The 14,201-nt window shown below is 65.3% G+C and carries 12 protein-coding genes; 10 read left to right on the plus strand and 2 right to left on the minus strand.

Annotated features, from left to right (window positions below; genetic code table 11):
* Positions 1 to 66: 66 nt before the first annotated feature.
* Positions 67 to 474 (minus strand): hypothetical protein, encoded by a 408-nt coding sequence (locus tag ACRSBM_RS27715; RefSeq protein ID WP_434453534.1) that lies wholly within the window; start codon positions 472 to 474, stop codon positions 67 to 69.
* Positions 475 to 725: 251 nt separating this feature from the next.
* Here ACRSBM_RS27715 and ACRSBM_RS27720 point away from each other — a divergent pair, with 251 nt between their 5' ends.
* The 3 genes from ACRSBM_RS27720 to ACRSBM_RS27730 all read left to right on the plus strand — a co-directional run bounded on the left by ACRSBM_RS27720 (position 726) and on the right by ACRSBM_RS27730 (position 4,491).
* Positions 726 to 1,271 carry a hypothetical protein gene (locus ACRSBM_RS27720; protein ID WP_434453536.1) on the plus strand — a complete coding sequence of 182 codons (546 nt, stop codon included), beginning with the start codon at positions 726 to 728 and terminating at the stop codon, positions 1,269 to 1,271.
* A 63-nt stretch (positions 1,272 to 1,334) separates the two neighbouring features.
* Positions 1,335 to 3,593, plus strand: coding sequence for an ATP-binding protein (locus ACRSBM_RS27725; protein WP_434447534.1), 2,259 nt, complete (start codon positions 1,335 to 1,337; stop codon positions 3,591 to 3,593).
* A gap of 298 nt (positions 3,594 to 3,891) precedes the next feature.
* Positions 3,892 to 4,491: a hypothetical protein gene (locus tag ACRSBM_RS27730; protein ID WP_434447536.1), complete on the plus strand. Its 600-nt coding sequence runs from the start codon at positions 3,892 to 3,894 to the stop codon at positions 4,489 to 4,491.
* Positions 4,492 to 5,001: 510 nt separating this feature from the next.
* Here the strand turns inward: ACRSBM_RS27730 and ACRSBM_RS27735 are convergent.
* The gene (locus ACRSBM_RS27735) at positions 5,002 to 5,820 is read right to left on the minus strand and encodes a transposase (protein WP_434447538.1); all 819 of its coding nucleotides are present in this window, start codon (positions 5,818 to 5,820) and stop codon (positions 5,002 to 5,004) included.
* A 505-nt stretch (positions 5,821 to 6,325) separates the two neighbouring features.
* On the opposite strand from ACRSBM_RS27735, the gene ACRSBM_RS27740 reads away from it, so the two are divergent.
* The 7 genes from ACRSBM_RS27740 to ACRSBM_RS27770 all read left to right on the plus strand — a co-directional run bounded on the left by ACRSBM_RS27740 (position 6,326) and on the right by ACRSBM_RS27770 (position 14,119).
* The gene (locus tag ACRSBM_RS27740; RefSeq protein WP_434447540.1) at positions 6,326 to 6,751 is read left to right on the plus strand and encodes a PPOX class F420-dependent oxidoreductase; all 426 of its coding nucleotides are present in this window, start codon (positions 6,326 to 6,328) and stop codon (positions 6,749 to 6,751) included.
* Between the two features lie 5 nt (positions 6,752 to 6,756).
* Entirely contained in the window at positions 6,757 to 7,506 is a 750-nt protein-coding gene (locus ACRSBM_RS27745; protein WP_434447542.1) for an HAD family hydrolase, read from the plus strand.
* Positions 7,499 to 8,395, plus strand: coding sequence for a phosphotransferase (locus ACRSBM_RS27750; RefSeq protein ID WP_434447544.1), 897 nt, complete (start codon positions 7,499 to 7,501; stop codon positions 8,393 to 8,395). Before ACRSBM_RS27745 ends, ACRSBM_RS27750 begins: the two co-directional genes overlap by 8 nt.
* A 225-nt stretch (positions 8,396 to 8,620) precedes the next feature.
* On the plus strand, positions 8,621 to 10,141 hold the full coding sequence (locus ACRSBM_RS27755) for a UbiD family decarboxylase (protein WP_434447546.1): 1,521 nt from the start codon (positions 8,621 to 8,623) through the stop codon (positions 10,139 to 10,141).
* Positions 10,142 to 11,463: 1,322 nt separating this feature from the next.
* The gene (locus ACRSBM_RS27760; protein WP_434447548.1) at positions 11,464 to 12,645 is read left to right on the plus strand and encodes a zinc-dependent alcohol dehydrogenase; all 1,182 of its coding nucleotides are present in this window, start codon (positions 11,464 to 11,466) and stop codon (positions 12,643 to 12,645) included.
* Between the two features lie 14 nt (positions 12,646 to 12,659).
* The gene (locus ACRSBM_RS27765) at positions 12,660 to 13,229 is read left to right on the plus strand and encodes a hypothetical protein (protein ID WP_434447550.1); all 570 of its coding nucleotides are present in this window, start codon (positions 12,660 to 12,662) and stop codon (positions 13,227 to 13,229) included.
* A 218-nt stretch (positions 13,230 to 13,447) separates the two neighbouring features.
* Positions 13,448 to 14,119: a hypothetical protein gene (locus ACRSBM_RS27770; RefSeq protein ID WP_434447552.1), complete on the plus strand. Its 672-nt coding sequence runs from the start codon at positions 13,448 to 13,450 to the stop codon at positions 14,117 to 14,119.
* Positions 14,120 to 14,201 lie beyond the last annotated feature (82 nt).

Below are 14,201 nucleotides of genomic sequence, written 5' to 3' on the forward strand. Positions count from 1 at the left end.
CAACCTTCCGCTGGCCGCGCGGATCGTCGGCGACCGCCTGGCGACCCGTCGGCACTGGTCGCTGTCCTACCTGGCGGGACAGCTCCGCGACGAACACCGGCGGCTCGACTCGCTCGCGGCGGGCGACCTGCGGCTCAGGCCCGCCTTCGAGCTGTCGCTGCGCAGGCTCAGCCCCACGGCGCAGGAGGTGTTCCGCAGGCTCGCCCTCGTCCCGGGGCCCACTTCAGCGAGGAGCTTGCGGCGATCGTCACCGGGATGCCCCCGGAGGAGGTCGAGGCACAGCTGGACGAGCTGGTCGAAGCATCCCGACGCCTCGAAGTTGTTCCTCGCCAAGGTTACCGGCGTGCCGCAGGACAGCCCGTTCAGCTCCCACGACGAGGCGAAGGAGTGGCTGGAGCAGGAGTCCACCAACTGGCTCCCGGTGGTGCGCCTGGCGACGGAGGCCGGCCGGTACCGCGAGGTGGTCGACTGCACCTGGGCGCTGTACAGCTACGCGCACGGGCGTGAGCCGATGTACTCCTGGACCGAGGTGTTCGGCTGCGGTGTGCACGCCGCGAGGGAGCTGGGAAACCGGGCGGCGGAGGCCAACCTGCTCTCCCAGTACGGAATGTCCTTCCACTGGAGCCTGGGCGACAGCGAACGGGCGCGGAGCGTCCTGCTGGGAGCGGTGACCCTCGCCGAGGAAATCGGCCACCACTGGGGCGCCATGATCGCGCACTCGTTCGGTGGGGTGGCCGCTGGTGTTCCTCGGCGAGCCCGAGGAGGCGCTGCGACACGCAGACCTCGCGTTCGAGATGTCGGAGCCGTACGACTTCTTCGAGACCAGGTTCTGGATGCACATCGGCAGCGGCGGCCTCCGGCTCGCGACGGGCCGCTTCGACGAGGCGCTCACCGTTCTCACCCCGCTGCTCGCGGAGGTCTCCGAACGGATCGGCGAGACGAACCCGGAGGTGGCCGGGAAGACGATGACGCTGGTGCGGACGAACATCGCCGACTGCCTCGCCGGCCTGGGCCACTGGCAGGAGGCCGCCGAGCAGTACCACGAGGTCATCAGACTGTTCGGGATGGATCGCCCGACCCACCGCAGCCGGGTGGAGCTGCTCGTGTGCGAAGGCACGGCGTGGCGTCAGGCTGGCGACTTCGAGCGCGCACGCGAGCGCCTCACGCTCGCGCTCGGCCTCTGCGACGACGCCGCCGACCCCGCCGACCCCGCGCCGGTGGAGGCGGAGCTGGCCCTGCTGCCGGCGGAGGAGATCACCACGACCGGATGACGTTCTCCCGAACGTCATCTCCGTTCCACATCGGTTCGCCTTCTAGGAAGAGAGATTGAGGGCATGAGCGCCACCTACACCTCGGCATCCGGATCGACGTTCGGCGAGGTCCTGCTGAGCCTTCGGACGGCGGCAGGGTTGTCGCAGGCAGGTCTGGCCCTCGCCTCCGGGATGAGCGTCCGGGCGTTGCGCGAGCTGGAACGCGGCCGGGCGAGTGCGCCGCAGGAGCGTTCGACGGAGCTGCTCGCCGACGCGCTGGGACTTGCGGGAGATGCCCGGGAGTCCTTCCTCTCCCTGGCGAGGCAGGGGCGTCGCCGCTCGACCGGGGCTGCGAAAGGCGCGGCGTTGCGCAGCTTGCCGGCTGTGTCCGGCCTCGTCGGACGGCAGCCGGAGCTCCTGCGGCTCTCCCGCGAGGCCGAAGCCGGTGGTGTCGTCGTGATCGCGGGACCACCGGGGGTCGGGAAGACTTCACTGGCGGTCGCGGCGGCGGAGGAGCTGCTCTCCTTCTTCCCGGACGGCTGCCTCGCGCTGGACCTGCGCGGCGTCGACGAACGGCCGCTCAGTTCCGCCGCCGCGCTGGAACAGGTGCTGACCTCGCTGGACGTGCCGCCGGGACGGATGCCCGCGACGGTCGACGAGCGCAGTTCGTTGTTCCGCAAGGGGTTGCGCGACCGCCGAGTGCTCGTGGTGCTCGACAACGCCTTCGACGAGGGTCAGATCAGGCCGTTGCTGGCGATGAGCGAGGGGTGCCTGACGATCGTGACCTGCCGGCGCGTGCTCGCGGGGCTGGAGTCGGCGCGCTGGGTGCTGCTGGACACGCTGCCGGAGAACAGCGCCGTGGAACTGGTCGCGGCCGTCGCCGGCGAGCACGTGGTGCGGGAAGAACCCCAGGCCGTGCGGGAACTGGTGGCGCTGTGCGGGAACCTGCCGCTGGCGGTGCGGATGGTGGGCAACCGCCTCGCTGCCGGGAGCAGCGGACGATCGGTCGCCGCGCTGGTGGGTGAGCTGAGGGACGAGCGGAGACGGCTGGACTCGCTCTCGATGGGCAATGAGGACCTGCGGACGGCGTTCTCGGCGTCATACCGGGTGTTGTCGCCACGGGCCCGGTCGGTGTTCCGCCGGTTGGCCCTCATTCCCGGGGTGCACTTCGACGACGACCTCGCCGCTGTGGCGACCGGTGTGCCGGTCGCCGAGGTCGGTCTGGTGCTGGACGAGCTCGTCGAGATGTCCCTGCTGACCATCACGACCGAGTTTGTCCGCTTCCAGTTCCACGACCTGGTCCGCATCTTCGCGCGCGAACGCTGGCTTGAGGAAGAGCCGCAGGACGTGCGCGACCAGCTGCGCGACGCCTTCGCCGCGCACGTGCTGGGGCTGGCGTCCGCCGCAGGCATGCTGTTCCTCCCGCACGTGCGGGAGGTGCCGCGGGGCTGTCCGTTCCGGTCACAGGAGGAGGCGGCCGAGTGGCTCGAGCAGGAAGCCTCGAACTGGTCGGCGGTGCATCGGGAGGCCGCGGCACTCGGCCGGCACCGCGCGGTGTTCGACTTCGCTGGCGCGATCCACCGCTACGCCTTCGGTCGTGAGCAGAAGCACCGCTGGGACGAGGTCTTCGAGCTCGCTCTGCAGGCCGCCAGGGCGTTCGGCGACCGGCGCGGTGAAGTCGAGATGCTGAGCCTGCTCGGCTGGACGCAGGACCGCTGCGCCGACGACCCCGAGCTCGCGCTCGCGACACTGCGAAAAGCGGTGTCGGTCGCGGAGGAGATCGGTCACCACCGGATAGTCATGTCCGCCAACGCGTCCATCGGACTGGCCCTCACGCGCCTCGGCAGGTTCGAGGAAGCGCTTGAGCACAACACGCTCGCCTGCGAGGGGTCCGGGGAGTTCGACTACTTCCAGCAACGGGTCTGGACGTTCCTCGCCCTGGGCACCTCCCTGCTGGGAGCCAGGAGGTTCTCCGACGCGTTGGAACTGTTCACGAGCACGCTCGACCAGGCGGAGCAGAACCGCGACCAGACCAATCCGGAGACGGCACGCAGGGTGACGGCGCTGCTGTTGACGCTCATGGGCGACTCCCTGTCGGCGTTGGGGCGCTGGGAGGAGGCGGCGGACAGCTACCACGGTGCGAGGACGACGATCGGCGCGCTCCAGATGAGCTACCGCACCGAAGCCGAGCTGGCGCTCAGCGAAGGCGTGGCGCGGCGGCGCACGGGTGAGGTCGAGCAAGCTCGGGCCTGCCTGATGTTCGCTCTCGGGAAGCTCGACGCCCTGGGCAACCGCGGGCAACGGGAAATGGCGGAAGCGGAGCTCGCGCTGCTACCCGGCTGATGTCAGGAGATTACCGGCGCACCAGCCAACCTCGACACCTGCACAAAAAAGTCTGCTTCACCTGGCAAACGAGCTGGCGACGCACACGCTCTGCGATCCGCTGATCCCGGTGCAGGCCGCACAACCGGATGACTACAGCCGTGCCTTTCTCGCACGCTTGCGGACATCGGCGGCAGCCTTGGAAGCACGTACGTCTGGTGCACTACTTGCGATCGTCGTGGACGCCGCAGACAACGCGGCTCTGGTCGCCGACGACATTGGTGACCGAACCTTCGTCTGAGACATCCTGCTCGAGGCGATGCCGGAGAACGTGCGGCTCGTCATGTTGTGCCGCACAGAGCGAATCGAGCTACTCAAACCGCCCGCCGGCACTCCCCGGCTTCAGCTGACCGGCTTCACCCTCGCTGAAACCCACCGCTACCTCGACACCGTGTTCGACTTCGTGTCCGAGCCTCAAGCCGACGAGTTCCACAGGCGCACAGGCGGCAACCCGCGGATTCAGGCCTTCGCGGTCGAGACCAGCCCCGCGAGCGAACCTCGAGACCCCAACAGCTGTTTGCTCGCACTTGGCGAGCCGCTTCCTGGTCTCACGGCGAACCTTGATGACTTGCTCCAGAACAGGCTCGACGATCGCAAGAACGCTCACCCTGGGTCAGGCGCCGAGATCGACAGGTTGTGCGAAGCGCTCTCCGCGCTGAGACCGCGCATCCCGGCTCGGGTACTGAGCGCTCTGTGCGGCATATCCGAAGACGCAGTTCACAGCTTCGTGCAGACCTCAGGCGACCTCTTCTCATCGATGGTGACGCCGTTCAGTTCCGCGATGAACCGATTGAGATTTGGTTTCGCACGAACTACCGGCCGACGGGGAACGCGCTTCAGGACTTCGTCGACCGCTTGATCCCATGGTCGTCAGCCGATGCTTACCTCGCGGTGTCGTTGCCAGAGCTTCTATGGAAGCAGAGCGTGTAGACACCCTTGTTGATCTAGCTCTGACGGATGGCGCCCTGCCTGGGGGAAACGACCTTGAGCGTAGAGAGATCGCGCAACAGCGACTGCAGTATGCGCTGAAGGCGGCAGCCGCTCATACAGCTGCTGCCAGCCGCCGGCCTTGTGCCGCTCGGTCAACCGCCGCCAGCAGGTCGAGACCGAGGCACCGAACAAGGCAGTGGGTAGCCGATTCCAGCCAATGCCCGGCCCACCGCGTAGAGAATGCCTTCCAGCGCGGCCCGGTCGTCCGCACGTCTACGACCTGGATAGCGGAAACGCCTCGGGGACCGGAATCAACGGTTCCAGCCGAGCCCACAGCTCGTCGGTCAGGACCTCCTCACGCACACCACGGTCTTGGAATGTCCTGTCCCGGAGGCAAAGCCGACACGCCAGCTCATTTTGAACTGATCACTTAAAGTTCCTAACAGAGGGATTTGACGTGGCGGCAGCAGATCACGCAGGTGGCCAGACCGAGGAACGTCTCGTGAATGTCGTCGCGGCGTTCCCACCGGATGCGAAGGCGCCGCATGCCGTGGTACACGCGATCGTGCGCTCCACGACCCACCTGATTGTGCCGCCCGGAACCGTGATCCTCTCCGCGCTGGACGATCTGCGGCTCGATCCCCATACCCTGCAACTCGTCGCGGTGTTTGGCGGAGTCGTAGGCGCGGTCGGCGTACAACGCGTCCGGTCGTCGGCGAGGACGTCCGCGCCGGCCGCGCACCGGCGGGATCGCCTCGACCAACGGAAGCAGCTGGGTGACGTCGTTGATGTTGCCAGCCGTCAGGCTGGCCGCGAGCGCGATGCCGCCACCTTCGGTGATCACGTGGTGCTTGGAGCCAGGCCGGGCGCGGTCGACCGGACTCGGACCGCTTTTGGGCCACGGCGTGCCGCACGTGCGCGTGAGCTGTCGATCACCGCCCGCGACCAGTCCAGCTTCCTCGCCGCGTTCAACTCGACCAAAAGCGCCTCGTGCAACCGTTGCCACACCCCGCCCTCGTTCCACTCGGCCAGACGCCGCCAGCACGTCATCCCGGATCCGAAACCTAAGCTCCTGGGGCAGGAACTCCCACTGGATACCGGTATACAGCACGAACAGGATGCCTTGCAGGACCTGCCGGTCCGGGATGCGCTTGCGTCCCAGCTCGGGTAGCGCGTACTCCCAGCGAGGCAGCAACGGCTCGATTCGTTCCCACAGATCGTCGGACACGATCCACAATGGCAGCTCACCCTTCCTCACCCCTTCATGATCAATGATCATAACGTTCAGTCACCACAGTTGATCAATCTGTTAGGAACTTTTAGCCGTGCCCGACACACATAAGCGACACGACGGACCTGCAGGTGCCGACAGCTTGTAGCGGGACTCGACTTGTTCAGGAAGGTGTTCCGAAAGTTGGGATGAGTTCTGGACATGTCTTAGGTTGCTTGGTTCACTGTCCGCGCCCAACAGGGCATCCCTGTTACCGCTGTGATTCCAGGAGGCGAATTACGCTCGTTGGACCGGTAAGCTCGCACGCAGGCCGACTCGGAAGTCGAACACATCGTGGCTGCCTACATCGGCCGAACAGTTCGCTGCAGTAGACGACACATCTTGGTCGACGAACTTGCTCTACCTGGCTTGCGCCCGCCTGCCACGGGAAGCGAACGTGCCTTCTACCGCTGGCTACCAGCCACCACATCGCGATCTGTTCATGGCGGTTGACTACGACTGCAACCCGCACTCTTTTCGTTCAGGAGGTTCCATGTCCAGACCGTCGCATGAGGCCGGAGAGCTCGATGCCGCCTCTTTGGAGCCTGACGAGATGGAACGCCTCTTCCGAGCGCCGATCATTGCAACGGTCAGCACCGTGAGTCCAGCCGGGTACCCGCAGTCCAGCCCGGTCTGGATCAAGTACGACGACGGTCGATTGCTGTTCTCCGCGGCCAGCAACCGAGTGAAGATCCGCTACCTGCGAGCGAACCCGAGGGTGAGTGTGATGGCGTTTGATCCCGAAAACCCACGTAGCTATGTTCACGTACAGGGCACGGTCACGATCACGCCCGACGGCGCGATGGAACTGATCGACGAACTGTCGCTCGCCTACTGCGGCAAGCCTTGGGTATCGCAGCGCGGCGAGGAACGGGTGGTGGTACGGGTGAAGCCCTCCAAGATATTTGTGCGGCGGTAAATCGCATGATCAAAGCCGTGTTGTTCGACGTAGACGACACCCTGATCGACTACGAGAAGGCCGAACGCGACGGAATTACCGCTTACCTGCAGTCTTTGGCCGTGGCCTGCGATCCCGCCGCCGCGGCGGCAAGGTTCGGTGAGTTGCAGGGCTACTACTTCGATCGCTATCTCGCTGGCCTGATCGACTACGTTGGGCAGGCGACCGCCCTTGCGGCCGCGATGATCGATTGGCTGGAACTGTCCCCGCTGGACGATCCGTACGACTGGTTTTTGGGCTATCGTCGGCACTACGAAGCGTCGCTGACCCTGTTTCCCGATGTGCTCGATGGATTAGCGTTACTTGGGGACATACCGTTGGGCATCGTAACCAATAGCGACTCCGTGTACACAAGAGTCAAACTTCGCCGCACCGGACTGCTTGCACGGTTTGATTGTATCGTCGGAGTGGACACTGCTGGCGTGTCAAAACCTCATCCTCTGATCTTTCACAGTGCATGCGCGGAGCTGGGATATCTACCTGCCGTCGTCGCCTATGTCGGCGACAAGAAGCTCAGCGATGCCCAGGCCGCGGACTCCGCAGGCCTGCACGGTGTGTGGCTGAACAGGTCCAATGACGGCGCCGGGGGCTTGACCGACCTCCGTCAACTCGCAACCGCTCTCGAGCTGTGCCCCGATCAGTCGTCACACCGCGCGACCGTGGCAGCAGTCCAATCCGGAGTGATCGGCGCCGAGGTGGCTACCTACGATGGATGACCCGTTCGACGCTCAGCAGGCTCAGACCGTGCTGAGGGCGGCTTGCTCGACAATCGGCCTCGACCCCAGCGACGCGGAGCTCATACGTCTCGGCGAGAACGCCGTGTTCTGGCTGCGATCACGTTCTGTCGTAGCACGGATCGGCCGCAGCGGTGCCCGCACAGCCCAGATGGACCGGGAAGTGCGATCGGCCCGGTGGCTCGCGCGGATGTCCGTTCCGGCTGTTCGCGCACTCGATGTTCACCAACCCCTTGTCTTGGACGGGCACGTCGTCACGTTCTGGGAATCGGTGAGTACGGGAATCGGCCATGGCAGCCCTGCTGATCTGGCCGGTTTGCTACGCGATCTCCACGCCCTGGAAACACCTTCCGAACTTGATCTTCCAATCGCCGACCCGTTTCGTCGTGCACGCACCTGCCTCGATCGCGCAAAAGCACTGAGCGAAGAGGACCTGTTGTTCGCCAATGGTCTCCTGAACGACCTGGCCGCCAGTTATGAGGACCTCTCGTTTGCCCTCGGTCAAGGCGTCGTGCACGGCGACGCGAACGTGTCGAACGTCTTCCTGGACCACCGTGGAGCAGCAGTCCTGGGAGATCTCGACACCTTGGCGGTAGGACCACGGGAGTTGGACCTCACGCCCGTGGCCTTGTACCACCACCGACTCGGTTGGCACACCGCAGCCGAATATCAAGGTTTCGTCGGCGGATACGGCTTCGACGTAAAGGACTGGGAGGGATACGACGTGCTGGCGGATGCGCTCGAGATCGAGCTGATCGCATGGCTTGCGCAGAATGCCCATCAGAGCCCCGCAACCTTGACCGAGGTCGTCAACCGCATCGAGACAATCCGCACCGGAGCTTCCAGGCTCGGGTGGACCCCATTCTCGTGAGCTCAAGAATCGCTTCGTGATCTTCCCCTGCCCGACCCAGTGGGTTGTCAAGGCGAGACGGAATCGGTAGCCGGGAGATGTGGGAGGCCCTTGGTGCTTCGTGGCTTGTCAAGGTGAACCGTGGAGGCGCCGGGCGTCTGGCGAACCAGCACGCCCGGCCGCAGGACGTCAGGCCGTGCAAAGGTTCGCCGCAAATTGGAGCTGTAGACGATGGGAGAACCAGCCATGGCCATCCGTCCCGAGCCGAGAAACGGCTCCAGGAGCTTTCGCGACTACCTGGAAGTGTTGGACGAACTCGGCGATCTGCGCGAGATCGACTGGAAGGTCGACACGGACCTGGAGATCGGCGCGATCATCCGGCACAGCAGTGAGACGTGTGCTCCGGCACCGTTGTTCACCAATATCCGGGGCCACGATAGGTACCGCGTGGCCGGCGCTCCTCTGGCCTACAGCTCTGATCCCGGTGCCAGGATGGCTAGAGTTGCGGTCGCGCTAGGGCTGGACCCGGCGACACCCGGTCCGCGTATCGTCGAAGAGCTCGCCGCCGCACTGCGCAACGATCCGATTGCCCCGGTTGTAGTGCAGGAGGCGCCCTGTCAAGAAAACGTTCTGCTCGGCGACGACGCGGACTTGACCGATCTGCCGGTTCCGCTGCTCCATGTCGGAGACGGTGGCCGATACATAAACACGCTGGGCATCTTCGTGCTGAACAGCCCTGACCGGAAGTGGACGAACTGGTCGGTCGCCCGTGCCATGCTGATCGACAGCCGGCGCATGACGGGTGTGGTCAGCGGGGACCAGCACAACAACGTCGTCCGCCGGATGTGGCAGGAGCGAGGCGAGCCGATGCCATTCGCACTTGTGCAGGGAGCACCGCCCGCGGCGTTGTTCATGGGCGGGATGCCACTGCCCGACGGCGTGAACGAGGCGGACTTCCTCGGTGGTTACTTCGGCGAGCCGATGAAGACCGTGCGGTGCAAGACGGTGGATATCGACGTTCCCGCTTCCTCGGAGCTTATCGTCGAGGGCTACCTGGACATGGACGAGAGCTGGCCGGAGGGACCGAGCGGTGAGTACCACGGCTATCTCGGCACAGGTACGAAGTCGCGCCCGGTCTACCACATCACCGCGATCACTCATCGAAACGATCCGATCCTGCCGGTCGTCTGCGGCGGCAAACCCGTGGACGAGGACCACACCATCTGCGGACCCGCCATCGCTGCCGTCCTCCTGAACGAGCTGCGGTCGGCCGAACTGCCGATCACGTCCGCCTGGGTCGTTCCAGAAAGCGCATGCACCATGCTCGCGGTATCGGTTGCACCGGACTGGCGGCAACGCACCAGGTCGACCTCGTCCGAGTTGGCGCGGCGCGTGCTGGAGGTGTGCAAAGCTCCCGGCGCCGTTCATGCGGGCTGGTGGATCAACAGGCTGATGGTGCTGGATCAGGACATCGAGCTGTCCGACCACCGCGATTTGATGTGGGCCTGGGCAACCCGGTGCCACCCTGCCACCGGACGTCAAGTCGTCACCGATCAGCGGATCCCGGCGGGGGTCGTGTCCTACGACGATGCGGAACGCAAGGCCGGTCGCGGCCCGGTCGAAGTGCTGGACTGTTTGCTCCCTGTTGGCCCACCTGCGCCGCAGAGCACCGCGTTCGCCGACAACTACCCGGTGGAGTTGCGTCAAAGGGTCCTCGTTGATCTGTACGGCGACCACCGAGCAGGCAACGGAGCTTCGCTCGCATGACCATTGGGGAGCCGAGTGCCAGCGGGCAACATCGTCGTCACCTGGACGAGCTTCATCGCGGCCGCAACCTGCCCGTGGTGGTCGGAATCAGCGGCGGCAGCGGGGTGATCTACGGAATCCGTCTACTCCAGGTTCTGCGAACATTGGAGATACAGCGTCGAACGCGTAACCCAGACGGTAGCGGCCAAACGAAAGTGTTCAACACCACCCGAACCAGCGTCCGATCCTGGAGCAAACTCGTGACCCTATTTCGCGGCGTGCGGGGCTTTGCTCCAGTTAGGCGCACAGTCGTCCACAATGGACGGAAAACGAAGATCGCCCGCTGACCTGTTTGCGCAGGTCAACGGGTGATTCGCATGCACTATCTGGTTGTGGAGCTGAGGGGACTCGATCCCCTGACCCTCACGCTGCCAGCCTGATTCACAAGGCTTCGACAGTGCACCACAGTGGACGTGGACACGTGTTATGGCCAAGAACCGAAGCCACAACCGCCAGCCCGACGCTGGATCGTCGGCGACCGAAGCTGCCTCAAAGCGGGCGCCACACGCGAACCAGGGAAGCCCAAGATCACCCCGAAGCCAACATCGGCATCGTGAACGTCAGGCAACTGACGTCAACTGCATGAAAGTCATACCAACAGGTCAGCGGGCTCGCCCGGTTAACGAACGATCACGCCAGTTCATCCCCCTTCAACACCGTTCAGTAAGTTCACCCGTTCGTGAGCGACCCCACTTGCCATTAGTCAAAACGAAAAAGTCAATGGCTCCTTGTTCACTCCTTCATCCGCCTGTTGATCATGGAAATGATGATCAGCCGAAGATCGTTTCAGAGACACGAAAAAGCCCGCTGACCTGGGCTTTCACCCAGAATCAGCGGGCTGATTCAGACCGTCGGGACGACAGGATTTGAACCTGCGACCCCTTGACCCCCAGGGCGGGTCGGATCACAGATTGACCTGCGAATACTTCGAACCGGCAGGTCACGACGGCGCAGTTGGACGCACTTGAGCGCAGCTCGATCCTGTTGTCACGCCTTGACTTCTCCCAATTTCCTCCCAACTCACTCCCACGGCAGATATGTGTCAGCTGCTGCATGCATCGAACGCCTGTGCATGAACCAAGTGACCAAAATCGTCTCCGCGCAACACGGCCGCAGCACTCGACACGCCGCGTCAGCAGATCGGGCCGACGCATGTCGGAGCGAACCACTCCGGAAGGTCTCCATCATCGACCGCGGTCGACGTTTGCCTGCGCGCAGCGGGTTATGCACTGAGACAGCGGGTACCTGCCGGTTTGGCGAGTGGCCCGCCGTTGCATCGGTCGGTGCCCACCGAAGTGATGGTCGAAGGAGACGCCGTGCGTGCGATGGTCTACCGAGGTCCCTACAAGGTCCGTGTGGAGGAGAAGGCCCCGCCGGTCGTCGAGCACCCGAACGACGCGATCGTGCGGGTCACGATGGCTGCGATCTGCGGCTCCGACCTGCACCTCTACCACGGCATGATGCCCGACACCCGCGTGGGCATGACGTTCGGGCACGAGTTCATCGGCGTGGTCGAGGAGGTCGGGCCTGCGGTGCGCAACCTCGTTCCCGGCGACCGCGTGATGGTGCCGTTCAACATCTTCTGCGGAACGTGCTGGTTCTGCGCACGTGGCCTGTACGCCAACTGCCACAACGTCAATCCCAACGCCACGGCCGTCGGCGGCATCTACGGCTACTCCCACACCTGCGGCGGCTACGACGGCGGCCAGGCCGAGTACGTCCGGGTGCCGTTCGCCGACGTGGGGCCAACCGTCATTCCGGAGTGGATGGACGACGAGGACGCCGTCCTGCTCACCGACGCGCTGGCCACCGGTTACTTCGGAGCGCAGCTCGGCGACATCGTCGAGGGTGATGTGGTGGTGGTCTTCGGCGCCGGGCCGGTCGGCCTGTTCGCGGCGAAGTCGGCCTGGCTGATGGGCGCCGGCCGCGTCGTCGTCGTCGACCACCTCGAGTACCGCCTGGCCAAGGCCCGCACGTTCGCCCACGCCGAGACCGTGAACTTCACCGAGTGCGACGACATCGTGGTGCACATGAAGAAGATCACCGACCATCTCGGCGCGGACGTCGCGATCGACGCCGTGGGCGCGGAGGCGGACGGCAACTTCACCCAGCACGTCACCGCGGCCAAGCTGAAGCTCCAGGGCGGCTCCCCGGTAGCGCTCAACTGGGCCATCGACTCGGTCCGCAAGGGCGGCACGATCTCGGTGATGGGCGCCTACGGCCCGATGTTCAGCGCGGTGAAGTTCGGCGACGCCATGAACAAGGGCTTGACGCTGCGGATGAACCAGTGCCACGTCAAGCGGCAGTGGCCGCGGCTGTTCGAGCACATCTGCAACGGCTACCTCAAGCCCAGCGACATCGTCACCCACCGCATCCCGCTGGAACACATCGCCGAGGGCTACCACATGTTCTCGGCCAAGTTGGACGGCTGTATCAAGCCGCTGATCGTGCCCAACGCCGTCTGAAGGAGACGACCGCCATGACCTACACGTCGGACAAGCCGGCGCTGCCCGAGTCCACCGACCAGCTGCGGGCCCGGATCCCGGGCTGGGGCGCGGACCTGGATCCGAAGGACCGCCCGTCGGTGCCGAAGCTGCGGTGGCAGGAGGACCGGACCGGCGCGCACTGGGACTTCCCGGACCGCCAGCCGGAGAAGTGGCCGCGGGAACGCTCGATCGAGCACAAGTTCCTCACCCCCGTCTTCGGCACCTCCTGCCCGCCCAAAGGGGTGTCCGGGATGATCCGCCGGCTCGCCTACCGGAAGTTCAGCGAGGGGCGGGCCGCGCACTGGCTGCTGCTGCTGGCAGCCGACCGGGTGGACGCGTGGGAGAGCCACCTGAGTTCGTTCCTGACGGCCCGGCCGGACAACCCGGTCACCGAGACGGGGGTGTTGAGCGAGTTCCCCCGGCACGGCATCTCCTCCCGCGTCGGCCAGAAGCGGTCCGACGTCAAGCACCAGGTCCTGGACCCGGTCATCGTGGCCGGCCCGTGGGTGCTGGCCGTCGCGGTCGCGGTCACCGTGGTGCGGAAACTGCTCCGCCGCTCGTAGATGAGCACGTCCTCAGTGCCGGCCCGAGCGAAGTGGTTCGGGGCCGCGATGGCTGTGCCTGCCGAAAACCTCATCCATACAGTCAGAAGGCCTACATAGCCCAAGTGCCTGAAGCTCTCACGGGCTACGGTTGCCATCCGCGTGATGTCGTCCAGCACGGCATGATGACCCGCTGTGCTGCTCCGACTGGCCTACCTCGGGTGACCAACGCGTTCGCCTTGCTGTGCCTGCTGCCCATGAGCGACTGGGGCAAGGACACGGAAATCCTGGCGTTACAGCACCGGATCACGGTCGTGGAACGCCAACTGGGTAACGCCCGTCCACGGTTCTCCCCCGGCGACCGAGCGTTCCTCGCGGCACTGCTGCACCGACTTCCGGTCGATGCGCTTCGTCGGCTCCGTCTACTGGTGCGCCCGGAGACAGTGCTTCGGTGGCACCAGGACTTCATCAAACGCCGCCACGCGATCAGATCCCGCCCCAAGCGGCTCGGCCGTCCACGGACCATCCGCTCGATCCGGCTCCTGGTGCTGCGCCTGGCACGGGAGAATCCCGCCTGGGGCTACCGCCGGGTCCACGGCGAACTCCTCGTGCTCGGCTTCAAGGTCGCAGCCTCCACCGTCTGGCAGATCCTCAAAGACGCCGGAATCGACCCGGCGCCCCAGCGCACCACGACGGCCTGGCGGCCTTCTTCCGCTCACAGGCCGATGCTCTACTGGCCTGCGACTTCGTTCGAGACCTCTACGTTGAGCGGCACCCGCCTGTACGTGCTCGCGGTCATCGAGCACGCCAGCCGCCGAATCAGGGTCCTGGGCACTACCGCGCACCCGACCGCGTCCTGGGTCACCCAAGCCGCCAGAAACCTCGTCATGGATCTCGAAGACGAGGGCTAACACGCGCGATTCCTGATCCGCGACCACGACGGCAAGTTTCCCGCCCTGTTCGACGCCGTCCTCGCCGACGCGTCGCCCGATG

This window comes from Lentzea xerophila (assembly GCF_051094245.1).
Lineage (GTDB): Bacteria > Actinomycetota > Actinomycetes > Mycobacteriales > Pseudonocardiaceae > Lentzea > Lentzea xerophila.

Excerpts from the sequence above, each read along its gene's own strand:
- ACRSBM_RS27725 (WP_434447534.1), top strand. The coding sequence starts at position 1,335 with ATGAGCGCCACCTACACCTCGGCATCCGGATCGACGTTCGGCGAGGTC.
- ACRSBM_RS27730 (WP_434447536.1), top strand. The coding sequence starts at position 3,892 with ATGCCGGAGAACGTGCGGCTCGTCATGTTGTGCCGCACAGAGCGAATC.
- ACRSBM_RS27740 (WP_434447540.1), top strand. The coding sequence starts at position 6,326 with ATGTCCAGACCGTCGCATGAGGCCGGAGAGCTCGATGCCGCCTCTTTG.
- ACRSBM_RS27745 (WP_434447542.1), top strand. The coding sequence starts at position 6,757 with ATGATCAAAGCCGTGTTGTTCGACGTAGACGACACCCTGATCGACTAC.
- ACRSBM_RS27750 (WP_434447544.1), top strand. The coding sequence starts at position 7,499 with ATGGATGACCCGTTCGACGCTCAGCAGGCTCAGACCGTGCTGAGGGCG.
- ACRSBM_RS27755 (WP_434447546.1), top strand. The coding sequence starts at position 8,621 with ATGGCCATCCGTCCCGAGCCGAGAAACGGCTCCAGGAGCTTTCGCGAC.
- ACRSBM_RS27765 (WP_434447550.1), top strand. The coding sequence starts at position 12,660 with ATGACCTACACGTCGGACAAGCCGGCGCTGCCCGAGTCCACCGACCAG.